General features: G+C 65.6%; 22 protein-coding genes and 1 riboswitch. Of the genes, 6 read left to right on the top strand and 16 right to left on the bottom strand.

Annotated features, from left to right (window positions below):
- Nucleotides 1-16: 16 nt before the first annotated feature.
- The 3 genes from ABC728_RS22985 to ABC728_RS22975 all read right to left on the bottom strand — a co-directional run bounded on the left by ABC728_RS22985 (nt 17) and on the right by ABC728_RS22975 (nt 3,744).
- Nucleotides 17-622: an RraA family protein gene (locus tag ABC728_RS22985; RefSeq protein WP_416620393.1), complete on the bottom strand. Its 606-nt coding sequence runs from the start codon at nt 620-622 to the stop codon at nt 17-19.
- A 98-nt stretch (nt 623-720) separates the two neighbouring features.
- On the bottom strand, nt 721-2,025 hold the full coding sequence (locus tag ABC728_RS22980) for an MFS transporter (protein ID WP_416620394.1): 1,305 nt from the start codon (nt 2,023-2,025) through the stop codon (nt 721-723).
- 72 nt (nt 2,026-2,097) lie between these two features.
- Nucleotides 2,098-3,744 (bottom strand): acyl-CoA synthetase, encoded by a 1,647-nt coding sequence (locus ABC728_RS22975; RefSeq protein WP_416620395.1) that lies wholly within the window; start codon nt 3,742-3,744, stop codon nt 2,098-2,100.
- A 203-nt stretch (nt 3,745-3,947) separates the two neighbouring features.
- A riboswitch (SAM-I-IV-variant riboswitch) is annotated at nt 3,948-4,057 on the top strand.
- A 74-nt stretch (nt 4,058-4,131) separates the two neighbouring features.
- Between ABC728_RS22975 and ABC728_RS22970 the strand changes: the two genes are divergently transcribed.
- Nucleotides 4,132-4,407, top strand: a complete 276-nt coding sequence (locus ABC728_RS22970; protein WP_416620396.1) for a hypothetical protein — start codon at nt 4,132-4,134, stop codon at nt 4,405-4,407.
- A 34-nt stretch (nt 4,408-4,441) separates the two neighbouring features.
- Here ABC728_RS22970 and ABC728_RS22965 read toward each other — a convergent pair whose 3' ends face one another.
- From ABC728_RS22965 to ABC728_RS22930, 8 genes are all read right to left on the bottom strand, one after another.
- Nucleotides 4,442-5,065 carry a helix-turn-helix domain-containing protein gene (locus ABC728_RS22965; RefSeq protein WP_416620397.1) on the bottom strand — a complete coding sequence of 208 codons (624 nt, stop codon included), beginning with the start codon at nt 5,063-5,065 and terminating at the stop codon, nt 4,442-4,444.
- Nucleotides 5,062-5,409, bottom strand: coding sequence for a hypothetical protein (locus ABC728_RS22960; RefSeq protein ID WP_416620398.1), 348 nt, complete (start codon nt 5,407-5,409; stop codon nt 5,062-5,064). Before ABC728_RS22960 ends, ABC728_RS22965 begins: the two co-directional genes overlap by 4 nt.
- 26 nt (nt 5,410-5,435) lie before the next feature.
- Nucleotides 5,436-7,211 (bottom strand): ABC transporter ATP-binding protein, encoded by a 1,776-nt coding sequence (locus ABC728_RS22955; protein WP_416620399.1) that lies wholly within the window; start codon nt 7,209-7,211, stop codon nt 5,436-5,438.
- 103 nt (nt 7,212-7,314) lie between these two features.
- Nucleotides 7,315-7,656: a PilZ domain-containing protein gene (locus tag ABC728_RS22950; RefSeq protein WP_416620400.1), complete on the bottom strand. Its 342-nt coding sequence runs from the start codon at nt 7,654-7,656 to the stop codon at nt 7,315-7,317.
- Nucleotides 7,657-7,658: 2 nt separating this feature from the next.
- On the bottom strand, nt 7,659-8,846 hold the full coding sequence (locus ABC728_RS22945) for a PP2C family protein-serine/threonine phosphatase (RefSeq protein WP_416620401.1): 1,188 nt from the start codon (nt 8,844-8,846) through the stop codon (nt 7,659-7,661).
- An 8-nt stretch (nt 8,847-8,854) separates the two neighbouring features.
- On the bottom strand, nt 8,855-9,616 hold the full coding sequence (locus ABC728_RS22940; RefSeq protein WP_416620402.1) for an ATP-binding protein: 762 nt from the start codon (nt 9,614-9,616) through the stop codon (nt 8,855-8,857).
- A gap of 12 nt (nt 9,617-9,628) precedes the next feature.
- A complete protein-coding gene (locus tag ABC728_RS22935) occupies nt 9,629-9,934 on the bottom strand; it encodes an STAS domain-containing protein (RefSeq protein ID WP_416620403.1) in 306 nt (101 codons plus the stop codon).
- 18 nt (nt 9,935-9,952) lie between these two features.
- A complete protein-coding gene (locus ABC728_RS22930) occupies nt 9,953-10,783 on the bottom strand; it encodes a protein phosphatase CheZ (protein WP_416620468.1) in 831 nt (276 codons plus the stop codon).
- Between the two features lie 505 nt (nt 10,784-11,288).
- Between ABC728_RS22930 and ABC728_RS22925 the strand changes: the two genes are divergently transcribed.
- The 3 genes from ABC728_RS22925 (at nt 11,289) to ABC728_RS22915 (ending at nt 15,600) form a co-directional block, all read left to right on the top strand.
- Complete coding sequence (locus ABC728_RS22925) at nt 11,289-12,281, top strand: hypothetical protein (protein ID WP_416620404.1); 993 nt, start codon at nt 11,289-11,291, stop codon at nt 12,279-12,281.
- Between the two features lie 96 nt (nt 12,282-12,377).
- Nucleotides 12,378-13,538, top strand: a complete 1,161-nt coding sequence (locus ABC728_RS22920) for a sialidase family protein (RefSeq protein ID WP_416620405.1) — start codon at nt 12,378-12,380, stop codon at nt 13,536-13,538.
- Between the two features lie 103 nt (nt 13,539-13,641).
- Entirely contained in the window at nt 13,642-15,600 is a 1,959-nt protein-coding gene (locus tag ABC728_RS22915; protein WP_416620406.1) for an O-linked N-acetylglucosamine transferase, SPINDLY family protein, read from the top strand.
- 95 nt (nt 15,601-15,695) lie between these two features.
- On the opposite strand, the gene ABC728_RS22910 is transcribed toward ABC728_RS22915, so the two are convergent.
- From ABC728_RS22910 to ABC728_RS22900, 3 genes are read right to left on the bottom strand one after another with little or no spacing between them, the layout of a single operon-like run.
- Complete coding sequence (locus tag ABC728_RS22910) at nt 15,696-16,127, bottom strand: RidA family protein (protein ID WP_416620407.1); 432 nt, start codon at nt 16,125-16,127, stop codon at nt 15,696-15,698.
- A 10-nt stretch (nt 16,128-16,137) separates the two neighbouring features.
- The gene (locus ABC728_RS22905; protein WP_416620408.1) at nt 16,138-17,301 is read right to left on the bottom strand and encodes a dipeptidase; all 1,164 of its coding nucleotides are present in this window, start codon (nt 17,299-17,301) and stop codon (nt 16,138-16,140) included.
- On the bottom strand, nt 17,301-18,740 hold the full coding sequence (locus ABC728_RS22900) for an amidohydrolase family protein (protein ID WP_416620409.1): 1,440 nt from the start codon (nt 18,738-18,740) through the stop codon (nt 17,301-17,303). The genes ABC728_RS22905 and ABC728_RS22900 overlap by 1 nt, the downstream gene beginning before the upstream one ends.
- Nucleotides 18,741-19,150: 410 nt before the next feature.
- Here ABC728_RS22900 and ABC728_RS22895 point away from each other — a divergent pair, with 410 nt between their 5' ends.
- Together ABC728_RS22895 and ABC728_RS22890 are read left to right on the top strand one after the other, a co-directional pair.
- Nucleotides 19,151-20,179 carry a phosphoglycerate dehydrogenase gene (locus tag ABC728_RS22895; RefSeq protein WP_416620410.1) on the top strand — a complete coding sequence of 343 codons (1,029 nt, stop codon included), beginning with the start codon at nt 19,151-19,153 and terminating at the stop codon, nt 20,177-20,179.
- An 84-nt stretch (nt 20,180-20,263) separates the two neighbouring features.
- Nucleotides 20,264-21,025 carry a GntR family transcriptional regulator gene (locus ABC728_RS22890; RefSeq protein ID WP_416620411.1) on the top strand — a complete coding sequence of 254 codons (762 nt, stop codon included), beginning with the start codon at nt 20,264-20,266 and terminating at the stop codon, nt 21,023-21,025.
- A 41-nt stretch (nt 21,026-21,066) separates the two neighbouring features.
- On the opposite strand, the gene ABC728_RS22885 is transcribed toward ABC728_RS22890, so the two are convergent.
- A complete protein-coding gene (locus ABC728_RS22885; protein WP_416620412.1) occupies nt 21,067-22,632 on the bottom strand; it encodes a methyl-accepting chemotaxis protein in 1,566 nt (521 codons plus the stop codon).
- 182 nt (nt 22,633-22,814) lie between these two features.
- Nucleotides 22,815-23,507 (bottom strand): ATP12 family chaperone protein, encoded by a 693-nt coding sequence (locus tag ABC728_RS22880; RefSeq protein ID WP_416620413.1) that lies wholly within the window; start codon nt 23,505-23,507, stop codon nt 22,815-22,817.
- Nucleotides 23,508-23,509 lie beyond the last annotated feature (2 nt).

Raw genomic sequence — 23,509 nt, 5'->3', positions numbered from 1 at the left:
GATGTCTCCCGTTTCTTCAGAGATTGTAGACGTCGAGCGTCAGGGCACCGGCGCGCACACGCTCCAGAATGCCGGCTTCCTTGGCGTCGCGGTCGCGCGCCGCCTGCACCAGGGCGGGGCCGTCCGCCGCCGGCAACACGATCACCCCGTCGGCATCAGCCACCACAAGGTCACCGCGGCGCACCGTGACGGCGCCGATGCGCACCGGTTCCCCCACCGCGCCATCGCCCTTGGGGTCCTTGCCCGTGCCCTGGATGCAGATGGCGCCGGCGAAGGTCGGCAGGCCCAGGTCAACCAGTTGCAGGCTGTCGCGCACCCCACCGGTGATCACCAGTCCGGCCGCCCCCAACGCAATGGCAGAGGTCGCCATGATCTCTCCCCAATAGCCGAACTCGGTCCCGCCGCCGCAATCCACGACCAGCACGTCACCGGGCTTCACGGCCCTCAGGGCACGATGGATCCAAAGATTATCGCCCGGTGGACAGCGCACGGGCAGCGCCGGCCCTTCCACATTCATGCGCCGGTCGATCGGCTTTATCGCCGAAGGCAGCGCGCCACGACGCCCAGCCGCTTCATGCAGGCTGGCGCTAGAGATCGTGGCGGCATAGGGCCATGCCGTCATTCGATCCTCCCCCGGATTGTCGGATTTCGTTATGGCTACAAATTATACAGTTGGAAGATTTTATCAAGCAAAATCTTCCAATAACCAATGCGTACCCATCACCTGTTCGTTGCGATCCAGGTCGCAACGGCTGCGCGGGACACAGTGAAAAGCACAACGCCCGCCAGCCCGGCGACAGCGCAGACCGTCATCAGGCCCAGCGCCAGCGGGTTGCCCGCCCCTTCCGCCAGCCCGGCGAAGAAGGCGGCCGCCACGGGGCCCACGCCCAGCGCCAGCGTGCTCATGCAGATCAGCAGCAGTGCCGTCATGGTGGCCTGCATGGCGGGCGGCACGATGGAATGGATGGCGGCCAGCACATTGTTGCCGCCGCCGCCGGCCAGGAACAGCCCGGCCGAGGCCATGGCCAGGAAGCCCGACGGTGTCGATTGCAATGGAGCCGCCAGCAGGAACAATCCGCCGGCCATGCCGCAGGCGGCCGAAACGACGGGCAGGGCATCCGGCCGTTTCAGCCGGCGGGTCAGCATGGGTACCAGGATCGTCCCGCCGACCAGCGCCAGCATGTTGAACAGCCCGTATATGCGTCCCCCTTCCGCCACGGGAATGCCGTAGGTGCGCAGCAGGAAGGTGGGGCCCCAGGCCAGATAGGCGTTGGTCATGATCTGCAGACAGCCCGCCCCCAGGAACAACGCGAAATAAAGCCGTGAATGGCTCGTAGCGTGGCGCAGAACGTCGCGCAGCGTGACGGCCGTACCCGCCTTGGGTGTCGCACGGCGGGCCGGCTCCCGCGACACCAGGGCGAACACAGCCGCCAGAACCAGCCCCGGCACACCGACGATGATGAAGATCACCTGCCACAGCCGCAGTCCGCCCAGTTCGCCCGACGGCTCCACCGCATAGATCCAGCCGATGGCGAAGGCCGCGACGATATAGGCACCCGATGCCCCGAACATGCCGCAGGCATTGTAGATGCTGGCCGCCAGCCCGCGCCGCTCCGGCGGCAGCACGTCGCCGATCAGCGAATAGGTGGCCGGTGTCAGCACCGCCTCCCCCACCGCCAGCCCGATGCGCAGCAGCACCAGCATGGCGAAGGTGGAACTGAAGCCGGACAGGATCGTGCAGCAGGACCAGAGTATGACACCGGCCAGGATCAGCCGCCGCCGGTCCCCGCGATCGGCAAGGCGGGCTACGGGAATGCCGACGACACCATAGAAGACCGCAAACGCCGTGCCGAACAGGAATCCGATCTGCAGATCGGACACACCCAGATCGGCCTTCAGCGGCCCGACAAGCAGGCCCAGCACGAAACGATCGACGAAGGAGACGATGTAAAGAAGCGACAGGATGGCCACCATGGACCAGGCGCGCAGCGTCCCGGTCGCGGCGCGCGATGCGTCCGCGTTCATTTTACCTCCGATGAATGTGATCGGCATCGGGTGGGGCGGATGGTGTTCCTCGCGCCCCACCGGATGCCGGGATCAGCCGGCGTCCGCCATCTGCCGCAGGTCGCGTTTCAGGATCTTGCCGCTGGCGTTGCGCGGCAGGTTCTGCACGAACACCACCCGTTTGGGCACCTTGAACCCGGACAGGTACGCGGCGCAGTGGGCCAGCACCTGCGCCGCGGTCAGGTCTGCTCCGGCTTTCGGCACGATGAAGGCGGTGACGGCCTCGATCCAGCGCGCGTCGGGCAGGCCGACGACAGCCACCTCCGACACGTCGGGCAGGATGTAGATAGCTTCCTCCACCTCCCGCGAGGCGACATTCTCGCCACCCGTCTTGATCATGTCCTTCTTGCGGTCCACGACGGTGATGTAGCCCTCGGCATCCATCATGCCCAGGTCGCCGCTGTGGAACCAGCCGCCGGCGAAGGCTTCCGCCGTCCGTGCCGGGTCCCGCCAGTAGGCGGTCATCAGTTGCGGCGACCGGTGGACGATCTCTCCCACCTGGCCCGCGGGCAGGTCGTTCATGTCGTCATCCACGATGCGGGTCTCCACATGCAGCGTGGGCCGCCCGGCCGCCCCGGCCTTGCGCTCCTGATCCTCCGGCTGCAGCACGGCTGCCACGGGCGCAATCTCCGTCTGGCCATAGCAGTTCCACAGACGCACCCAGGGAAGGCGTTGCCGCAGTTCCTTCAGCACCTCCACCGGCATGATGGAGGCGCCGTAATAGCCATGGGTCAGGCTGGTCAGGCGGGCCGGATCGAACAAGGGTGACCGCAAAAGGGCTATCCACACCGTCGGCGGCGCGAAGAAGGAAGTGATGGCATGCTTTTCGATCAGCGGCAGCACGATGTCGGGCGTGGGGGCCGCGGCGATGATGTTGCGCGCGCCCACCTGCAATGCCGGCCCCAGGAAGGCATCCAACTGTGCGCAATGGAACAGGGGCAGCACATGCAGGGCAACGGCGTCCGCGGTCCAGCCGCAGTCGGCGACGCAGCTCTGATACTGCCATATCACGGCTTCATGGCTCAGCATCGCGCCCTTGGGCCGGGATTCGGTGCCGCTGGTATAGATGATCTGGACGATGGAGCGCGCATCGATGCAGGCCGGGTCCGGCCGGGGAGCGCCCGTGCCCAACAGGCCCCGAAAATCGCGGGTTCCGTCGATCGGTTCCATCCCCACGTCGCCAAAGCCCCCCTCACCGGGAATGCCATAGCGCAGGGCCAGCCCCACCTTGTCCGCCGCGGCCAGCGCCGTGGCGGCACAACCGGCATCGGTGAACAGCACCGAACTGCGGCTATGATCCAGGATATAGGCGACGTCATCACTGTTCAGCATGAAGTTGACCGGCACCAGTACGGCGCCGGCCCGCGCCACGGCGAAGCGCAAGGCCGCGAACCAATGGCTGTTGCGCGACATCAACGCCACCCGGTCACCCGGAACGACCCCGGCGGCTGACAATCCGGAGGCCAGGTCATCCACCACATTGTCGAACTGCGCATAGGTCCAGTGATGTGCCCCGCATTCGATGGCGCGCTTGTCCGGAAAGCGCCGGACACTGCGTGCCAGCATGTCGCCCAGCGTCTGGCGCCGGCTGACCGCATCGAACATGCCGGCCGGCCGCAACAACTCGGCCTGTGCCGGTTCCAACGCCATCGGGACGGGTTCCCGCGATACAGGTTCCATGCCCTGTTCCTCCCATTCTTGCGTGCCACCTGGTTGATCGGCGGCATCATCGGATGGGAAGCTGTATATCGTATTATTTGATCCATGTGGAAAATTTTTATCGACTGAACTGCCTGCCCCGGCATCTGGGCGGGGGGCACCTGCGGCGGGCGCACTTGCCATCCTGCTGGCTCCTGTTCTAAAAGCGGGGCAGGAAGGGTTCCTTCCAGCATCCAGAGCCGGACATCGTCCGGCGCCAACCTGCCTGCCCGGGCAAGGTGGCGGCCCCCGACGGGGCGATGCGGCCGGTCAGCCGGCAACAAAGCGGGTGGTCTGTGCCTCCTGTCATGCCCCGTCGATCCGCCCGCCGGCCCCCGGTCAGGCCGCTTTTTGATCGTGGAGTGGACGATGGAAAATGACGCCTGTTTCAGCCCCGGTGACGAATGGCTGCGTGATCTGATTGCAGCACCGGGGGACCTCATCGTGCCCGCCAGCCCGCCTGACGGTGCGCATGGCGCCATTTTCACCGTACTGCATCGCAGCCGCGGCTTGTGGACACATGTCTACCGGGTGGAACGCCAGCCGGGACGCACGGGCGGTCTGGTCACCTTGTTGCGTGTGCTGGAAGGCAACTGCCTGGACATGGCCCTTGCAGGCATGCCAGCCGAAGGCAGTCACGCATGAAGACAACAATTTGCCTTCGCCGCCCGTCGCCGTTTCAGTCCACCTCGTTGCCGCGGGTCGGCAGGTCCTGCGCAACGATCAGCATGGCCAGACAGTTCCGGGTGCCCACCCGCCGCAACTGGTGGCGCAGATGCCCGTCGAAATGCACGGCATCGCCCTTTTCCAGCGATACGATACGGTCGGGAAAGACGACTTCCAGCGACCCTTCCAGCACGTAAAGAAATTCGTCCCCGGGATGGTCGGCATTCTGCGTGTGCCGGCCGTCGCCGGGTTCCAGCATGAAGACGCTGAGGCGGCGATGATCCCCGGCCGGCAGCACGGCGCGCAGGGCCGCACCCGGTCCCATGTCGGATGTATCGCTGATATCGACATGCGCGTCACGGCGGATAACGATGATGGAGTCGGCGTCGGTATTTTCCCCGAAAAGGTGCCCGACGGGAACGCTCAACGCCTCCGCGATTTTCAGCAGCGTGCCGACGGACGGTGATTTCTGCCCCCGCTCCACGCGCGACAGATACCCCTTGTCCAGTTCCGTGCGCTCCGCCAGTTCCGCCAGGGTCAATCCCTTGCGGCGGCGTGTCGTGCGAATGGAACTGGCGATGACATTGGCATCCGGCACCGGCATGGCGCCCCGGGCGGACGACTTCTTCTCCCTCATGACAATTTCCGTCCTGGCATTCCCTTATCGCGAACTGAATGCCTGATAAGCAACAAATTGTCCACTAAAACCAACCCATTGAAACCACTGGAGAACGGGCCGGGGAGTGCGTCCCCGGCCGGGGCGAAACCAAAGCTGTCCAGGAAGGACACGCCGCTCTGGATATATTGCCTGTCCGTCAGGTTCTTGCCGTAGAGCGCGATTTCCAGGTCACCATCCTGCAGACGCAACGCCGTGCGGGCATTCAGCAGGCCGTAGCCCGGCTGGGCGATGGAGACGGCATTCTGCGGATCGTACCGGACTTTGCAGCGGGGGCTCGTGACGGGTCCCCGGCCGTTTTGCACGCCTGTGCTTCGCGGGCGGCTTCCACCTAACCGCCCTGCAGGGCCTGGAACCGCGCATAGGCACCGGCCCTGACCAGCAATTCCTCGTGCGTGCCTTGTTCCACCACCTTGCCCTGGTCCATGACATAGATGCGGTCCGCATCGGCGATGGTGGAAAGCCGATGGGCGATGACCAGCGTCGTCCGGCCGGCCTGCAAGCGACGCAGTGCCTCCTGCACAGCCCGTTCCGACGCGCTGTCCAGGGCCGATGTCGCCTCATCCAGCAACAGGATCGGGGCGTTCTTCAGCATGGCACGGGCAATGGCGATACGCTGGCGCTGTCCCCCGGACAGTTTCAGCCCCATCTCGCCCACCATCGTATCGTACCCTTCCGGCAGATCCATGATGAAATCATGGGCAGCGGCATCGCGGGCGGCCGCCTCCACCTCCGCCCGGCTGGCACCGGGACGGCCATAGGCGATGTTGGCATGGACCGTATCATCGAACAGCGCCGTTTCCTGGCTGACCAGGGCGATGGAAGCCCTGAGCGAAGCCAGCGTCACCTCCCGCACATCGTGACCGCCGACCGTCACGCTTCCGCCCGACACATCGTAGAAGCGCGGGATCAGGTTCAGCACGGTGGTCTTGCCGGACCCGGAAGCGCCCACCAGCGCCACGGTGCGGCCGGCCGGGATTTCGATATCCACGCCGTCCAGCGCCGCCTTCTCCCCGTCATAGGAGAAGCGGACATTCTGGAAGCGGATATCGTGGCGCGTGCCGGCCGGCAGGGCACGGGCGCCGGCCCGGTCGGTGATGGCCGGCTTGGCATCCAGCACGGTCAGCACCCGTTCCGCCGCCGCCAGCCCGACCTGAAGCTGGGCGTTCAGCTTGGTCAGCGCCTTCATGGGCTGATAGGCCAGCATGAAGGCGCCGATGAAGCTGACCAACTGCCCGGCCGTGCGCGTGCCTTCGGCGATGGCCAGTCCGCCATAGATGATCACGCCCACCACGGCCATGCCGCTGAAAATCTCGTTGATGGGCAGCATGGAGGCGCCGGTGCGGTAGCTTTTCGCCGTCAGCTTGCGCAGACGGTCGATGGTCCGGCCGACCCGCTCCTCCTCGTAATCCTCCATGCCATAGGCCTTGACATGGCGCGCACCCTGGAAGGTCTGGCTGAGCACGGCGGAAAAATTACCCAGTTCCGCCTGTGTGCTGGCGGCGATGCGGCGCAGGCGCTTGCCCAGGCGCGACAGGAACCAGCCGGACAGGGGAAAGACCGTGAAGGCGATCAGTCCCAGCCGCCAGTCCTGATAGAACATCAGGCACACCAGCACGACGAGGGTCAGGCCGTGGTTGACGGCCCCCGTAAGACATTCCGACACGGCCAGCCGCATCTGATTAACGTCGTTGACCAGATGCGATATCCATTGGCCGGAGGCACGACCGTGCAGATAAGCCAGATCCGACCGGATCAGATGGGCATAGACCTGCCCCTGAATGCGGGCCACAATACGCTGACCCACATGGTTGACTAGCACGGAATGCCCGTAGGCGGCCGTACCGCGCACGATGAAGGCCGCCATGATCAGCGCCGCGAATGGCAGCAGGAACCCCTGATTGTCGGGCTGGAACGCACGGTCCAGCAAGGGCTGGAACCCCCAGGCCACGGCACCGGTGCCCGCCGCCTCCAATGCCATCAGCAGCAGCGCCGTCGCCAGCTTCGGCTTGAACGGGCCCAGATAGGCGGCCGACAGCCGCCGCAGCAGGGCACGGGTGCGGGTGGCCTTCGGTGCGGCGGCGGGTACGGCTTGGGTCAGGGACAAGACGGGTCTTTCAGACGGTGACGGGCGGGAAAGCAGTTCCCAGGAAATGGACCGCCCCGGAGCAGGGCGCAAGGGCAAGCGTCAATCGCAGGGCGAAACCCTTCTATTCCGATGCGCCGCTTTGCCCCCTGGCCCAACCGGCGATGATGGCGCCGACGCCATCCTTGGAAAAGGCGATGCCGATACCGGCATCGACATGGCGCACGACACGGGCTTCCGCTGCCAGCGCGATCTGAGGTATTTCCAGCATCACGGGCGTGCCCACCGGCAGGGCGGGTACATCCACGAGCAGCGCGCCGCTGGGGGATACGTCGCGCATGCGGCAATCATGTGCCGTCCCCTGCACCGACAGGCGCACACCGTAATGCACGGCATGCCGGTCATAGAGGCGCCGGTTGGGCTTGAAAAGAGCAGTGATCCACGAAGGAAGCGAGAGCGCCGGCATCGTCACACCCTGCTGATGCAAATGGCCGTCAGGTCGTCGGCCAGCGGCCGCGTCACCATAGTGTCGAAGGCGGCGAGCAATCGCGCAAGCCTGTTCTCGCCGCCGGGGAAGGTTTGACGGACCAAGGCCTGCAATCCACCCTCTCCCACCAGGTGGCCCTGCCTGTCCTCCGCCTCCGTCATGGCGTCGGAATAGATCAGGAGGGAGGATCCGCGGGGAAAGGGCACGGTATCGGCCGTCAGGAAAGGATTGTTGGACACACCCAGCATGACCCCGCTGGCATCCAGCATATCCACCTGTCCGTCCTGGAACAGCATCGGCCCCGGCGCCCCGGCCGCCGCATAGGACAAGGTGCCTTCCCCGGCGTCGATGATGGCATAGAAGCAGGTGGCGAACTGTCCGACGGGCAACAGGTCCTTCAGCGGCCGGTTCAGCATGGTCAGCCATTCCGCCGCGTCGAACCCTTGCGGGGGAATGCGTTCGATCAGCGTGTGGAGGCGGAAGGTATTGATCGCGGCGGAAATGCCATGACCGGAAAAATCGGCCGACAGCACGCCCAGCCGGTCCCCGCCAAGATCGAACAGGGTCCAGAAATCCCCGCCCAGTTCGTCCGACGGCTCGAAATGGCCTTCGATCGACAGGCCGTGACGCAGGCCGGCCGCCGCCAGCGTCCGCGCGTCCGGTATCAGGGATTTCTGCATGCTGCGCGCCAGCTTCAGATCATTCTGCAGGCGCTTGTGGAAATCCGTCAGGTTTCGCAGAAAGAACTGCTTTTCCAGATGCAGGCGGACGCGCGCCATGCATTCGCCGGGATTGATGGGCTTGGTGACGATGTCGCTGGCCCCGGCCTCGAAACATTTGACGCCGGCGGGGTCACCGGCCGGCGATGTCTGCATCAGCACCGGCAGGTCAGCCCAGGCCGGCTCCTGCCGGATGTGCCGGCACAGGGTCAGCCCGTCCATGACCGGCATATCGATATCCAGCAGTACAAGGTCGTAGTTTCCGGCACGCAGCAGTGCCAACCCCTCCTCCCCGTTGCCGGCACTATCAATCCGGCCAACCCCGACCCACTGCATGAAGCGCGTCAGGATCTCCCGGTTGAACCGGCTGTCATCGACGATCAGTATCCGGCAGTCCGGAAAGCTGATGCGTCGTGGACCTGATCCCCCGTCGGGTGGCGCCATGGTCATGGCTGGTGTCATGGCTGGAAATGCAGGTGGACCCGCCGCCCGCCGTCGGAAAACCGTACATGATCGGCAAGGTCGTGCATGATGCGGATGCCGCGGCCGGACTTGGCGGTCATCTCCACGGGACGCATGACCAGCCCCGCATGACCATCCCCCTGGTCCATGACGCTGAGATGCAGCCCGTCCCCTGCCCTTGCGGTGACCATGATACGCCGGCTGGCATGCCGACGGTCCGCGAGGCGCGCATGGACAAGGGTGAAGAAACGCTCGAACGATGCGGCATCCCCGACCGAGCCGGCATCGACCGACAGATTGCCATGGATCACGGCGTTGCTGAGTGCCTCCTGCAGGCAAATCTCCGCGTCCGCGCGCCGGGGCGCTGCCAGCCAGCCGCGCGACAGCAGGACGTCGCAAAGTACGGGCGTCATGTCCAGGCTGAAGGCTGTCGCGGTCGACAGCGACAGGTGCAGCCCGCCATCTGCCTTCAGCCGTAACGGCAATTCAACCGGCAGGGCCGTTTCGTCGTCACCGATCTCGATGATGGCGCGGGAGCCGAGGCCAAGGGCGAGGCGCATTTCCCGCTCGGTGGCGCGCAGGGTCAAAAGGATGGAGGGCGCGGACTTCACCGTTCCCGCCTCCGCCCCGTCCGCCGACCAGTCACAGACCGACAGGCCATGCGTGGCCGCGATACGGGCCAGCAGGGCAGCCGCCACTTCCCCGCCCACCGTCAGGCGATCGTCCGGCACGGAAGGGAGGGCGGCCAGCGGTTCCAAAGCCCGGACCCGTCAGGGCCGGACGCTGAACAGCGTCTGGAACTTCGCGATCTGCAGGATACGCTTGACCCCGTCCTGCGCACCGGAAAGCTCGATCTCCATGCCCTTGGGCAAGGCCACGTCACGGGCGATCAAAAACATGCCCAGTCCCGAACTGTCCACGAATTCCAGCCCGGAAAGGTCGAAAACGCATTTCGAGCCGGTGGACTTCTCGATCGCATCAACCACATTGCGGAACTTTTCGTGGTCGATCAACGTCATACGGCCCTTCAGGGTGACATGCAGCCCATCGGTGGCGGTTTGGACGGCGTAGTCCATCAGAAAATCTCCGTTGGATCAGTCGAAAAGGTTGTCGATCTCGGATTGATCAAGGGGGTCGGGCACATCGTCCGCGTCCGCGGCCACCTTCGCCGGTGGGCGGGCCGGGGCAGGTTTGGACGCCGGTGGTGACGGCCGGGGGGCCGCACCCGCCATCAGCGCATCAACCTCGCTCTGGTCCACCCCGTCGCTGCGCGGGCCGGTCAACAGATGGGCGTCAGGCCGGGCATCCGCCGGTTCCCCGTCCAACGGGGGCTTGACGCCTTCGACGCTCCAGATGGAAATCATGGCATTGATGCGCTGCTCGACATAGCGCAGGGCATTCACCACCTTGCTGGTGCGCTGTCCCGTCAGGTCCTGGAAGGAACAGGCGGTGAAGATGTTCGTGACCTCGTTCTCGATGTCGGACACCAGATCGCCATCCACGCCCAGGCGCTTCAGCCGGCCCGCCACTTCCATCAGCCGCTCGGCCGATTGCAGAATCTCGATGGAGGCGCGTTCTGTGGTGGAAACGATGGCATCCAGCTCATTGGTGGCGATGTCCAGCCGGTTGTTGGACGTATCCTTGGGCCGCAGGGCCGCAATCTCCCGCCGCGCCTGTTCGATGGACGCCGCCATCTCCAGCAGTTCGCTCCGAAGGGCATCCGCCCGGCCGGCCGTCTGGTGCAGGCTGGCCTGCTGCTCGAACAGGGCCCGGAGGTCACGCAAGGTGCCGTCAAGCTGGCCCTGCCCCACATCGGCCGCACGGCGCGCATGTTCACGCAGGAAGGCAAGACCTTGCGGATTCTGCGCGATACGGTCGTAGAGGCTGGCGTAATCGGCCTCCGACAGGCCTGCTATGTTTCCCATTTCGTGCAAGATACGCACTCTTCCACCGTGGCCGATCGCCGCCCGGCCCGCCGCCCCACGCGACGGGCATCCTCGACACCGGGGTACATTGCTACCATCATAAGGGTAAAGCCAGCAATGTCGCACCAGCGCCTTCACCGGCTTTTTATCGGTCACCGCAAATGCCCGATCGCCTTTGGTCAATCCCGAGTCCTGTCAATATTGCACAGGCCGGGACGTCCGACCGGACATGTCCCGATAGTCGGATGGCCAGTGTTGACAAAGTCATGACAATGCGTTTGCGAACCTTATCGCCGGCATGGCAATGCCTGGCATTTTATGCATGGCCATCCACCTGACGTTGCCAGACATCAAGCGCGCGATTGTCCGCCGGACCGATGATCGCGATTCGACCGATCAGTTTGCTGCGCCGGGTGGGCGGTCTTTCTCATCAAAGGGCTAAAGCGTCCAAACTGGACAAGTCAGGGTGGCCTGCTATCCTGACCGTCCAATATGGACGATGCAGATGCTGGATCTGGTGAAGCTGGGCAAGGTGCTGGCGCTCGTCGACAGCTCTAACGAGGGCGAAGTTGCCGCAGCCGTACAAAGCGCGCGACGGCTTCTGGCGCGCGATGGAAAACGGCTGGCCGATCTGGCCACCATGCTGATGGAATCCAGCCTTGCCCCGTCGGCTGCCGCCGCCCCGCCCCCACCGGCACCACCCCCGCCCCCGGCACCGGCCGCCACCCCGGCGGATGCCCGGCCCCGCATGCGCCGCCATGCGGCACCGGACCTGCAATCGGTGTTGTTCCGCCATGGGGGCCGTGCGGCCGTGCTTGCCCCCTGCTCGCGCGAAAAGCTGCTGCGGGCCGCCGTGGCCCGCTGGTCCCAGGCTCAGGATGCCCCAAACGAGCGCTGGACGCGCAGCCTGTCGGGCTGGACGCGCAGCAGCCTGCCGCGCCATATGCCGCCGGAAATCCGCCGGGCCGTGGAGACGGCCTATTCCCTGCCGACCACGGTGGCCGGAGCCATCGCCGAACTGGAATATTGGGAACGGCGCGGGCAGGAGATCGCGCTGATGCGCGAGGATACAAGCGATGCCGCCCCCATCCTGGACGAATATGCCGATCCCGCCGGCCATCTGGACCTGCCTGCCTATGCCCGCGCCATCGTCATCCGGCGGCTGGTCGAACATGGGCTGCGCGCCGTCACCATCCAGGATGCCCTGGCCAGGGCCGAATATTGGCGGGCGCATAGCGGCCGGGGAAGCTGGCTGGAAGCGGCGATCCTGGCCGACCTGCGCCATCTGGCCGGCAAGCGGGTAACCGGCACCGACGATGATCACACCGCTGCCACCGGCCAGCCGACCCATTTCCGCACGGCATCGGAAAGGCGGGAAGAGGTGATGCGCATCCTGTCCGATCCGGTGATGGCTGCCCTGCCCGACCGGGAAATCGCCCGGCGTGTCGGCGTATCGCCGCAGACCGTCGGCAACCTGCGCCGCCGGGTTGGGGGGTGACAATCTCATCTGACACCGGTTACCATCCCCTGCAGAATAAACAGAATCCGGCAGGGGATCATCATGCTTTCCATTTCGATCAGGACATGTCTGGCAATGGCCATGTTGCTGTCGGGGAGCCTTCTGGCAGCCCCGGCTGATGCGGATGCACCCTTCACGGTGGCTCCCGGCCTGTTCGATCCATCCAGGCCGGGGGATCTGGGGCTGGAACCGGCGCCGGGCACACAAACCTTCACGATCTTCGCACCGGATGAGGACAGCGACAAATTCCACAATGGCGCGGTGCTGATCGGCTTCAAGGGACGGCTTTATGCACAATGGCAGGTGTCCGAACGGGACGAGGACACGGCCGACACGTGGGTTGCCTATAGCCACAGTCCGGACGGGGAAAACTGGGCACCGCCCGCCATCCTGTCGCCACGCGGTGACACCGCGACCCAGATGCGGTCCAACGGTGGCTGGTGGACGGACGGCAATGTGCTGGTCGCTTTCATCAATGTCTGGCCCACCGGATTCCAGTCGGGCGATGGCGGCTATGCCGAATACAGCGTCAGCAGCGACGGAACCCACTGGTCCCCGCCAAAGCGGGTGATGGGCCGGGATGGCCAGCCCGTGGAGGGTATCATCGAGCAGGACCCCCACCACCTGCCCGATGGCCGCATCGTCACGGCCTTTCACCTGCGGCCGGGCATGATCGTCGCTCCCTTCCATACCGACGATCCGCTGGCCATCGGCGGCTGGACGCGCGGCCGGATGGAGAACCTGCCCCATGACGGCAAGGTCAGCCGCGAACTGGAACCCAGCCTGTTCATGCGTGCCGATGGCTGTGCCGTCATGGTATTCCGCGACCAGGGCGAAAGCTTCCGGCAACTGGCGTCGGAAAGCTGTGACCGGGGTGAAAGCTGGACCCTGCCGGTGCTGACCGGCATGCCCGATTCCCGGTCGAAGCAGAGTGCGGGAAACCTGCCCGATGGCACGGCCTATCTGGTCAACGCCCCCAATGACAGCCGTGTGCGCATACCGCTGACCGTCACCCTTGGCGGGAATGGCCGGCATTTCGATCGTGCCTTCCTGCTGCGCGGCGGCGATGACCTGCAACCGCTGCGCTTTGAAGGCCGCTACAAGCGCCCCGGTTACCATTATCCCAAGAGCATTGTCTGGAACGGTCATCTCCATGTCGCCTATACGACCAACAAGGAAGATGTGCAGGTGACGCGGGTCCCCCTGGCAGCGCTGACCGCCGCCCCACAGCCATAGATGCCGGCCTGTGTGGGAAGAGGCTGAATGGGAACAGGGTTGTGGAGATTGCGGCTAACAAGTCCTAAGGTAGCGTGCATGTCCGGAGTCTTGAGGAACCAGCATGCCCCCCTCTCCCCGCGCCGACCTGTCCGACGCGCTTGCCCATCATCGTCAGGGTCGACGGGACAGGGCCGAACGGCAATATCGTGCAATCCTGGCGCGCGAACCCGGCCATGCAGACGCCCACCACCTGCTGGGTGTGCTGCTGGGAGAGAAAGGCGAATATGAAGCGGCTGCCACTCATATCCGCCGGGCACTGGCCCTTGCGCCGAAGGCTGCGGCCTTCCATCACAATCTGGGGCTGGTGCTGCGGCAGGCCGGCCGGCTGCCGGAAGCGCTGGAAGCGCTGACCCAGGCAACCAGCCTGCTGCCGGATGATGCCAGCCTGCATCTGGCCCGGGGCAATCTGTTGCACCGGATGCGCCGCCCACAGGAAGCGGGGGACGCCTATCACCTGGCCCTGGACCTGGACCCGGCCCTGGCGCCCGCCCATTCCGACCTGGGGGTGCTGCTGATGGAAGTGGGACGGCTGGACGATGCCATTGCCAGTTTCAGCCAGGCCATCCGGTGCAAACCCGACATGGCAGAGGTTCATGCCAACCTGGGAAGCGCGCTCCAGGCGACGGGCAGGCTGGGGGAAGCCGCGGCGTCGATGGCAACGGCACTTCATTTCCGCCAAGACCCGGTGACACAGACCAATCTGGCCAACCTGGAAAAGGAAATGGGCGATCTGGACGGGGCCATCGCCCGCTACCGGCATGTACTGGCTGGTCATCCCGGGAACCGGGCGGCTGACAGCAATTTGCAGATGGCCCTGCATTACGCAACCAGCCAGGGCAATGCGGATTTCCTGGCCGCCGCACAGGGTTGGGCAGCACGCCAGGTGCCGGGGGCAATGCAAACCACCCCCCTTCCACCCCGCCCGGCCGCGGCCGATGGCCGTGTGCTGCGCATCGGCTACATCTCCGGCGATTTCAAAAGCCACCCTGTGGGCTATTTCCTGGAAAGCGTCCTGGCCAGCCATGACAGGCGGCAGGTGCATATCACATGCTATTGCAACAACGACCGGTATGACGGGCTGACCGATCGGCTGCGGGCCGCAGCCGATGGATGGGTCGATATCGCAGCGATGGATGACGATGCGGCGGCTGCCCGCGTGCGGCAGGACGGGATCGACATCCTGGTCGACCTGTCCGGCCACACCGATCGCAACCGGCTGCCACTGTTTGCCCGCCGGCCGGCACCGGTACAGGTCACCTGGCTTGGTTATTTCGGCACGACGGGTCTGCCGCAGATGGATTGGGTGATCGCCGACGAAACCGTGCTGCCGCCGGCGGAAAGCCGCTTCTTCACCGAGAAGGTCTGGCACCTGCCGGGCAGCTATCTATGCTTCACCCCGCCTGAAGAAGCGCCGCCGGTGGCCCCGTCCCCATTGCTGAATACGGGCAGCCTGACCTTCGGGTCCTTTCACAACCGGGCCAAGATCACGCCGGACACGGTCCATCTCTGGTCACGGACATTGCTGGCCATTCCCAACGCCCGGCTTCTGGTGAAGGGCCGGCAGTTTGGTGATATCGGCGTGCGACGGGGCCTGCGCGATCAATTCATGGCCCAGGGCGTGGCACCCAACCGGCTGCGGATCGAGGGGGCGGCTGTCAGGTCGGAATATCTGAAAAGCTACGACATGGTCGATATCGTGCTGGATACCGTGCCATTCGGAGGCGGAACCACAACGGCGGAGGCCCTGTGGATGGGGGTGCCCACCCTGACCCTGCATGGTGACCGCTGGGCAGGGCGGATCGGCCAGGGATTCTTGCGGGCGCTGGGACTGGAAGACCGGCTGGTGGCAGCCGATCCGGCGGATTTCGTGGCCAAGGCCACCGCCCTGGCCGGCGATCCCCCGGCCCTGGCCACCCTGCGCCAGGAACTGCGCGACCGGTTCCGGCAGTCCCCGCTGTGCGATGCGGCGGGCTTCACGCGCCGGCTGGAACAGGCCTATCGCGCCCTGTGGGCGGCCTGACGCCGGGGCCCGCGGCGCATGACCTGTCAGGTCCGCCCCCAGGGTGGCCCCGGGAACAGACCTGATGCGTCGTCAATCACTGAAGAGGGTGCCCGTCAGCGAAGCTTCGCCATGCACTCCACCTCCAGCAACGCGCCCAGGGCCAGCCCGCTGGCGCCGAAGGCCGACCGGGCCGGCAGGCGATCGGGCTTGAAATAGGTGACGTAAATCTTGTTGAAGTCGCCCCACTGCGCCATGTCGGCCATCATGACGGTGCATTTGAACACATCATCCATGGTCAGCCCTCGCCGCTCCACTGCGGCCTTGATGTTTTCCATGGTCTGGCGGGCCTGCGCCTCCATGCCATCGGGCAGCTTCATGTCGGCGTCGTTGCCGATCTGGCCCGACAGGTAGAGGATGCCGTTCACCTCCGTGGATTCCGCGAAGGGCGCGCCCGGCCAGGCCTGATGGAACCGGATGCCGTCCTTTGCCAGAGCGGTTGTGGCCAGCAGGGCGGTGGCCAGCACCGCGATCGTCATCTTCAGCATTGTATGGTCCTTATCCCCAGGTATCTTGCGCGAAACGGATGAAGTTGCGGCCCAGGATCTTTTCCACCTGCCCCGTCTTCAACCCCCGCGCCATCAGCAGGTCGGCCAGCTTCTGGAACTGCCCGGGACCGCGCAGGTCCATGATGAAGGGTGTCGTCGTGGCCGTTTCCCCAGCCGCCGCGATGCCCTTGGCGACGCGGTCGGCATTTTCCTTGCGCAGTTCCTCCATATAGGCATCCATGTCGTCATAGCTGGTGATGCCCCCGTCGGTGCCGATGCCGACATGGTCCTCCCCCGCCACCTTCACGGCGTGCAGGATATGCTCCACCACGTCATTGGCGGTGGCGACACGGTTGCGCGCCAGGAACGGCATGAAATAGATGCCGACGAAGCCGCCCTTCTGCGCCACAGCCCGCATTTCGGCGTCGGTCTTGTTGCGCGGCAGGTCCACCAGGGCACGGCAGCCCGTATGGTTGATGGAAAGCGGCCGCGTGGATGCGTGGATGGCGTCCAGACAGGTCTGCCGGTTGGAATGGGAGAGGTCCACCATCACGCGATTCTGCTCGATCCGGGCCAGAACCTCGCGGCCGAAATCGGTCAGACCCTGATCTTCCGGCATGATGCTGCCGGAACCAAGCTGGTTCTTCACATTATAGGTCAGTTGCATGACGCGGATGCCCATGTCCGCGAAGATATCGACGCGGGAGGCATCGTCGCCGAACATGGCCCCGTTCTGGAAACCCAGGATCATGCCGATCCGGTTTTCCGCCTTGGCCCGGGCGATATCGCCGGCCCGCAGGACCAGGGCCAGTTCCTCCGGCTGGGCGCGCACCTGGGCCAGGGTTTCCGCCGTTTGCCGGACGCTGAATTCGAACGGCTCGTCGGGGCCGGCCACCCAGCCGATCGTGACATTCACGGCCGTCAGCCCGGACCGCCGGGCATCGGCGACCGCCCGATCATCAATGCGGTAACGCACCTCCCGCGGGGCATCCTCCGGAGGCCTGGCGTTGGGATTGCCGATCCCGCCCAGTGTATTGACGATGGTCATGCCCCGGATCGTCGTGGCACCGGCCGGGCCGTCGATCGGCGTCACGGCGGCATGTGCAGCCGTGACGGGCAACAGGAAGGTGGCTGCGGATGCCAGCAGCAGGTGGCGGCGCGCGATATCCGTCATCACGGCATCTCCTCGGCGGTGATCGGGCGATAGTCGGTGCGGTCCAGGCGCGCCCCGCGCTTAACAGTGAAACGCAGGGTCCGCAGGTTGGACAGGTCGGCCAGCGGGTCCTTGTCCAGCACCACGAAATTGGCCAGCTTGCCCGGCTCGACAGAGCCCATTTCCGCTTCCTGCCCCATGGCCCGCGCACCGTCCAGCGTGGCGGCGCGGATCACGGCGGCGGTCGACATGCCAGCCCGGTCGTGAAGCAATTCCAATTCGTCGTGAAGGGCGGGCCAGGGATGGGCCGCCGGCGGCACGCCGTCGGTGCCCGCCACAACCGTCACACCCGCCCGCAAGGCCTGTGCCGTCAGGGCGGCCGCCACATCCAGCGAGCAATGGGGGCGCGGTTTCATGTCGGGATTGGCCGCCAGCCGCCGGTCATATTCGCGATAGACCCACAAGGTGGCATCCAGCAGGATACCCTTGGTGGCCATCTCGCCGAACAGCTTCGCCATCTCCGGATTGTCGCCGCCGATCAGCTTCGCCGCTTCCACAGGCCGGCGGTCCTTGTAGGTCGTCGGGCGTGGGTCGGAAATCTGATAGGCCAGGTAACAGGTGTGTGAAATGGAATTGACCCCGGCCGCCACCACGGCGTCCGGCGGGGTCGGGAACACCATGCCGTGGGCCCAGACCATCATCCCCTGCCGGTGCGCTTCCGCCGTGATGCGCTTCACGTCCTGCGGACGCAGATTGTCATAGAGCTTGACCGCGACGGCCGACGTGCCGCGTGCCAGTGTCACGGCCTCGGCCAGATCGGTGTCGTCGTCCACGGCGCGCATCCATGGGGCGCTGCCCGGCTTCACCCCTTCCGCTGCGGCGGCGGTGCGGGGATCATCGAAGAAATCCGGTCCCGCGAAGATGGCGCCGGCAAGGATGTCGGGACCCGGTATCTCGCCCATCCGTGCGGCCCGTGCATATTCGTTCACGGCCCGCAGATCGTCCGCCATGTCGCGCACGGCCGTGATCCCACCGAACAGGTCGCGGCGCATCTGCGCTTCGGCCCGGGGGCGGTTGGGCGGGGTCGCCATGTGCTGGTGGCTGTCGATCAGACCGGGAATGACGAAGGCACCATCGATATCGATGATGGCGGCCCCGGCACGCCGGGCCGGGTCCAGGTTCGCGGCGGGCAGCACCTCCACGATGCGCTCACCGTCGGTGATGATCGCCATGCCGGCCTGCGCCGGTCCGCCACGTCCGTCGATCAGGGTCGCACCGGTATAGATCACGCGCACGCCTGGGGCCGCGGGGGCATAGGGGCGCGGCACACCGTCGGCCGCCACAGGTATGGCGGGCACCGCCAGCGCCGCCGCCAGCAGCAGGAAACGCCACGTCCGGCCCCACCCCCGAGGGTGCCGCGCACCACGCGGCCCGCCGCCATTCTTGCCAGGATAATGCATGTTGTCCGACCGTCCTTGTTCAACTGGATTGCTAGCCTAATACTGCCTTGCGGTAATCAGAACCTGTTGGCTCTAATCACCGCCCTCAAATACCGGCGCCAACATTCGTTGGCTTGGCTACACCGCACGAGCGGCGCGGCGGCGGTCGCCGCCGTACCAGATTGCGATGAGGTCCATTCATCGCAATTTGATATAAAGGGTCCGGCAAGCCAAGCATGGTTGCCGGCCGCTGAACAGCCCCCGGTTTCACTCATTCTCCACGCACAGCCTCTGATCGCGCGACGCCCGTGGACCCTGGCAGGGATACCATCGATATCGACGCAACAATGAATTTCTTATTTCATTTTTTGGATGCAAATATTTAGAATACGGATAAACATCCATGACCCCGCCACAAACCAGAGTGCAACATGGCTTCCGCTTCTCCCCGCAAGATCGTCGTCACCCAGCGATTCTTTGATGATCGTTCGCTGGCCTATCTGCGTGCCCATGGATGCACCGTCGAACTGGCCCCGCCGCCGCCTGGCATGGGCGAGGGCGATATGGATGTGGAAACACTGCGCCGGCTGCTGACGGGTGCGGCGGGCTGGATCGTCGGCCACGCCCATGTGACGCGGGCCTTGCTGGCGGCATTGCCCGACCTGCTGGTGGTCGCCCGCCGCGGGGTGGGATATGAGCGCGTGGATGTGGAGGCGGCGCGCAGCCTGGGCCGGGTCGTGACCATCGCCGCCGGCGGCAATGATGCCTCCGTGGCCGATCATGCCATCGGGCTGATGATCGCCGTGGGCCGGCGGTTCCGCCAGTCGCAGGCCGGCATGCTGGACGGCGACTGGTCGATCCTGACCGGTTCGGACCTTTGCGAGAAGACGGTCGGCCTGGTGGGGCTGGGCCGTATTGGCCGAAGCGTCGTGCGTCGCCTGTCGGGCTTCGATGTCCGCGTTCTGGTCCATACAAGCAGCCCCGATGCCGATTATGCGCAGCGGACAGGCATCGAATATACCGACCTGCCCGAACTTCTGCGCCGTTGCGATTATGTCAGCCTGCATGCGCCGCTGACCCCGCGGACGAAGGGCCTGATCGGCGCTTCGGCCCTTGCCGCCATGAAGAAGGGTGCCTTCCTGATCAATACCGCGCGGGGTGGTCTGGTCGATGACGCCGCCCTGCTGGATGCGCTGCGGTCGGGCCATCTTGGCGGTGCCGGGCTTGACGTGTTCGCCAGCGAGGCCGACCCCGCCCTGCGCCCCGTCACAGAGGCGCTGCTGGCCTTGCCGAACGTCGTGGCCACGCCGCACGCCGCCGCCTCCACGCATGAGGGACTGGCCCGAACCAATCTGGTTGCGGCGCGCTGCGTCGTGTCCATCCTGGACGGCAAATCCCCCCCGCCCGGCACCGTGATTGCCGACGGCCGGGACACCTTGCCGCTGCCGGCCGGCGGCTGATCATTCGGGGTTGCACGACGGCCACCCGGCTGGTGTAAGAAACCAGGTGGCTCGCGGCGCAGGGCGGAGTGGCAGGTGGCGGAAATGGCAAGCACGGACGATATTGAACAGGATGAGAGCCTGACCGATCACCAGCGGACGGAGCCGGCCACCCATACCGTGCTGACGCGCCTGCGCGAACTGATCGTGACGGGTAAGATCGCGCCGGACACCAAGTTGCGGGCCGAAGCGCTGGCCACGCTGCTGAACGTATCGCGCACACCCATTCGCAGCGCCCTGGCCGTGCTGTCGGCCGAGGGGCTTGTCAGCTACAGCGTCAATCGCGGTTATACTGTCCGTCCCGTCACGATCGGCGATGTGTTCGACAGCATCGATGTGCGGGCGTCCCTGGAAGGGATCGCCGTGCGCACGACCGTCGATCACGGCTGGGAGGCGGACGCGCTGGCCGAACTGGCCGAAATCGTGCGCCAGGGCCGGGTGATTGTCGATCGGGGCGTCTGGTCGGAAGAGATCGAGCTTGACTGGTATCAGCTCAATTTCCAGTTCCATCGGGCCATCCTGTTCGAATCCCGGAACGAGGTGTTGCGCGCAGCCATGCGCATGACCCTGATCTATCCCGTGCTGGGCGATGCTGCACGCCTGTGCCCCAGCGTGGCGGCCTGTGTCCCGCCGCGGCACCGGCAAATCCCGTCGACCCCGCCGGCCCATATTCTGGGCTCTCAGCAGGACCACGAGGAGGTGCTGGCCGCCATCCGGCGGGAGGACAGCACAGAGGCGCAGCGGCTGATGCACGCCCATGTGCTGGCCACCAAGACCCGCCTGCACGCCGTCGTCATCCCCCGATAGGGGGCGGGGCGCGTGCGCCCTCCCGAACCCTTTCCCCCCCCTCAGAAGCCCGCGGCGATGGCAATGGCGGCGTCACCCGCCTCATTCTGCAACCGGTCCAGTTGAGCCACGACCTGTTCGGACGCGGCCTCCACCTCGGCAATTTCCGCCATCGCGCCGTCCAGATCACCGGCATTGAACAGTTCGACGGCGCGGATGCCATGTTCATGCACCGACCGGTGCGGGGCTTCCAGCGCTGCATAGGCGGGGTGGGAGCGCAGCGGCATCGACGCCGCACCGTAATACCATTTGCCCAACCGGCACGCATCATGGCGGGCCAGTTCGTCGGCCCGCAGCGTCTGCAGCCCGACCACCATGTCCGCCAGGCGTTTCTTCCACATGATGTGGTCGACCTTGGCGATCTTCACGATCTTGTTGGGGATGTCCTGCTTCATCAGGTCGGACAATTGCCGGCCCAGAAGGGCCTCCACCCCCTTTGTCGCTTCCACATTGCGCATGATGGCCTGGCTGTTGGAAGCGGCACGGCCCGCGATGTCGGTCACGCCATGCGCCACTTCCTGGGCAGCCGCCGTTTGCTGCTGCAGGATGGCCGCGATTTCCGCCATGCGTTCCGTGGTGGTGTCCACCCGCTGGGTCACGTCGTCGATTCGGGAGGAGACGTCCCGCATCTGGTCCTGACCCGCAGCCACAGCACGGGTACCCTCCTGCATGGACCCGACGATGGCGCCCATCTCATTGCGCAGATGGGACAGGCGGGCGCGGATATCCTCCGTCGCCTTGGCCGTCTGGTTGGCCAGGGACTTGACCTCCGACGCCACGACGGCAAAGCCCTTGCCGGCCTCCCCCGCCCTTGCCGCCTCGATCGTGGCGTTCAGGGCCAGCAGGTTGGTCTGGGCGGCAATAGCCTCGATACTGCCCAATATGTCCTGGATGCGGTCGGACGCCTCGGACAGTTCGGAAACGCGCGACGCGCTGTCGGCCACGGCCTGAGCGATGGCATCCATGCCGCGGACGGCGCTGGCCACGGCCTGCCGCCCGCCTTCCGCCACGTCATGTGCTTCCGATGCCAGACGGGCCACATCCTGACTGCGGGCCGAAATCTCGTTCACGCCGGCAACCGTTTCCTCCGTCGCCGCCGCGATGGCCTGCGCCTGGGCATCGACGGCGCGCAACTGCCCCACCATTTCCGCATTGGCGATGGAGGCGTCGTTGATGGCGGTGGCCACATCGACGGTACGGTCCATCAGCCCGGTCGCGAAGCCTTTCAGATCGGTGGGAACGGCCGCAGGTTTGCCGGCCTCCGCCGCCACCGGCGCGGGCGGCGCCAGCAGGCGGTCAAGGGCGGCCGAAAGCATGCCGCCCAGCGCGCGCACCTCCTGTTCCGCGACACCGATGCGCCAGCGATTGGCCCGCATGATGGCGGCCACCATTGTCGCCTGCGCATCCATGAAAGCGGCACTGGCCGCCGCGGGGCTCATGCCCGCCGCGCGATAGGCACCGGCCAGACGGGCAACATCCGCCTTCTCCAACTCACCTGCAATCAGGGAGCGCAGTGCCGCGACGGTCGCGCCGTCGGGATGGGCGCCATTGCCGAGACGGCGGTGCAAAACTTCGGCAGCGGAACCAAATACTCCTCCAAGCCGCCCCAAAACCGCGCGCCCCGCCGCAAAAGCCTGACCATGCATTTTCTGTCACCTGTTGCCGCATCGACCTAACGGGCTGTGTGTAACAGGTTTGTCCTTATTGGAAAATGCTGCCTGAACTTTTGCGCAGTGCAAAAATTATTGCTTCATTGCAGCAATGTCAGGAACCGAACGGTTGAAGACAAATCGTTGCGTTGCACGGCGCGCCGGTCGGCCGCCTCCCAATCCTCGCCCCATTTCTCGATCTGGTAGTTCTCGTCCAGTTGCGCCAGATCGAAGGCCTGTTCGGGCGTGAGATGTCCGTCGACCAGGGCCAGCGACACCAACAGGGAACCCGTGATGCCGATGCAGTTCTGCAACGCCGTCAATCGCCATTCATCCAGTTCGCCGACGGCGGCCCCCAGGGCCTTCAGCGCCCCCTCGGGCTGGGGCCTGTGGATGATGCCGCTTGTGATCAACAGGTGTGCGTCATGGCGCCGGGCTGCCCAGTCCAGCAGCGGGTTCCACAGCCTCGCCTGCCGTTCCACCAGTTCTTCCGGCTCTTCCGCGCGGTAGCAGACCAGTTCGCTTTCGCCATAGGCGGCGGATGCCGCGGCCACGTCGGCCAGCCGCCCGCGCACGCCGTCGATGCTGGTGCTGGCCAATTGCGTCAGGGGCATGGTGGCGGGTTTGACCTCCTCCCCCTGCGCCGTCCATTCGGCGGCGATGGCATCCGCCAGGGCCTGAGTTGGCACGGTCAGCGGCAGTTTGGCAGGCGTGCGCACGGGCTTGCCATCCAGGGCGATGCCGAATCCATCCTCGACCGCAACCACATCGACCTGCTTGTAGAAGCGCTTCATCC

Source organism: Niveispirillum fermenti (genome assembly GCF_052474395.1).
Note: the sequence above shows the minus strand (reverse complement) of the source record. Positions and strands in the feature narration are given on the sequence as shown.

What these genes read in the sequence shown, in the direction of transcription:
- ABC728_RS22970 (WP_416620396.1), top strand. Translation starts at nt 4,132, where the DNA reads ATGGAAAATGACGCCTGTTTCAGCCCCGGTGACGAATGGCTGCGTGAT.
- ABC728_RS22925 (WP_416620404.1), top strand. Translation starts at nt 11,289, where the DNA reads ATGCTGGATCTGGTGAAGCTGGGCAAGGTGCTGGCGCTCGTCGACAGC.
- ABC728_RS22890 (WP_416620411.1), top strand. Translation starts at nt 20,264, where the DNA reads ATGGCAAGCACGGACGATATTGAACAGGATGAGAGCCTGACCGATCAC.
- ABC728_RS22950 (WP_416620400.1), bottom strand. Translation starts at nt 7,656, where the DNA reads ATGCCGGCGCTCTCGCTTCCTTCGTGGATCACTGCTCTTTTCAAGCCC.
- ABC728_RS22910 (WP_416620407.1), bottom strand. Translation starts at nt 16,127, where the DNA reads ATGCTGAAGATGACGATCGCGGTGCTGGCCACCGCCCTGCTGGCCACA.
- ABC728_RS22880 (WP_416620413.1), bottom strand. Translation starts at nt 23,507, where the DNA reads ATGAAGCGCTTCTACAAGCAGGTCGATGTGGTTGCGGTCGAGGATGGA.
- ABC728_RS22930 (WP_416620468.1), bottom strand. Translation starts at nt 10,783, where the DNA reads ATGGGAAACATAGCAGGCCTGTCGGAGGCCGATTACGCCAGCCTCTAC.
- ABC728_RS22975 (WP_416620395.1), bottom strand. Translation starts at nt 3,744, where the DNA reads ATGGAACCTGTATCGCGGGAACCCGTCCCGATGGCGTTGGAACCGGCA.
- ABC728_RS22915 (WP_416620406.1), top strand. Translation starts at nt 13,642, where the DNA reads ATGCCCCCCTCTCCCCGCGCCGACCTGTCCGACGCGCTTGCCCATCAT.
- ABC728_RS22945 (WP_416620401.1), bottom strand. Translation starts at nt 8,846, where the DNA reads ATGACCATGGCGCCACCCGACGGGGGATCAGGTCCACGACGCATCAGC.
- ABC728_RS22895 (WP_416620410.1), top strand. Translation starts at nt 19,151, where the DNA reads ATGGCTTCCGCTTCTCCCCGCAAGATCGTCGTCACCCAGCGATTCTTT.
- ABC728_RS22935 (WP_416620403.1), bottom strand. Translation starts at nt 9,934, where the DNA reads ATGGACTACGCCGTCCAAACCGCCACCGATGGGCTGCATGTCACCCTG.
- ABC728_RS22965 (WP_416620397.1), bottom strand. Translation starts at nt 5,065, where the DNA reads ATGAGGGAGAAGAAGTCGTCCGCCCGGGGCGCCATGCCGGTGCCGGAT.
- ABC728_RS22900 (WP_416620409.1), bottom strand. Translation starts at nt 18,740, where the DNA reads ATGCATTATCCTGGCAAGAATGGCGGCGGGCCGCGTGGTGCGCGGCAC.
- ABC728_RS22980 (WP_416620394.1), bottom strand. Translation starts at nt 2,025, where the DNA reads ATGAACGCGGACGCATCGCGCGCCGCGACCGGGACGCTGCGCGCCTGG.
- ABC728_RS22985 (WP_416620393.1), bottom strand. Translation starts at nt 622, where the DNA reads ATGACGGCATGGCCCTATGCCGCCACGATCTCTAGCGCCAGCCTGCAT.
- ABC728_RS22920 (WP_416620405.1), top strand. Translation starts at nt 12,378, where the DNA reads ATGGCCATGTTGCTGTCGGGGAGCCTTCTGGCAGCCCCGGCTGATGCG.
- ABC728_RS22905 (WP_416620408.1), bottom strand. Translation starts at nt 17,301, where the DNA reads ATGACGGATATCGCGCGCCGCCACCTGCTGCTGGCATCCGCAGCCACC.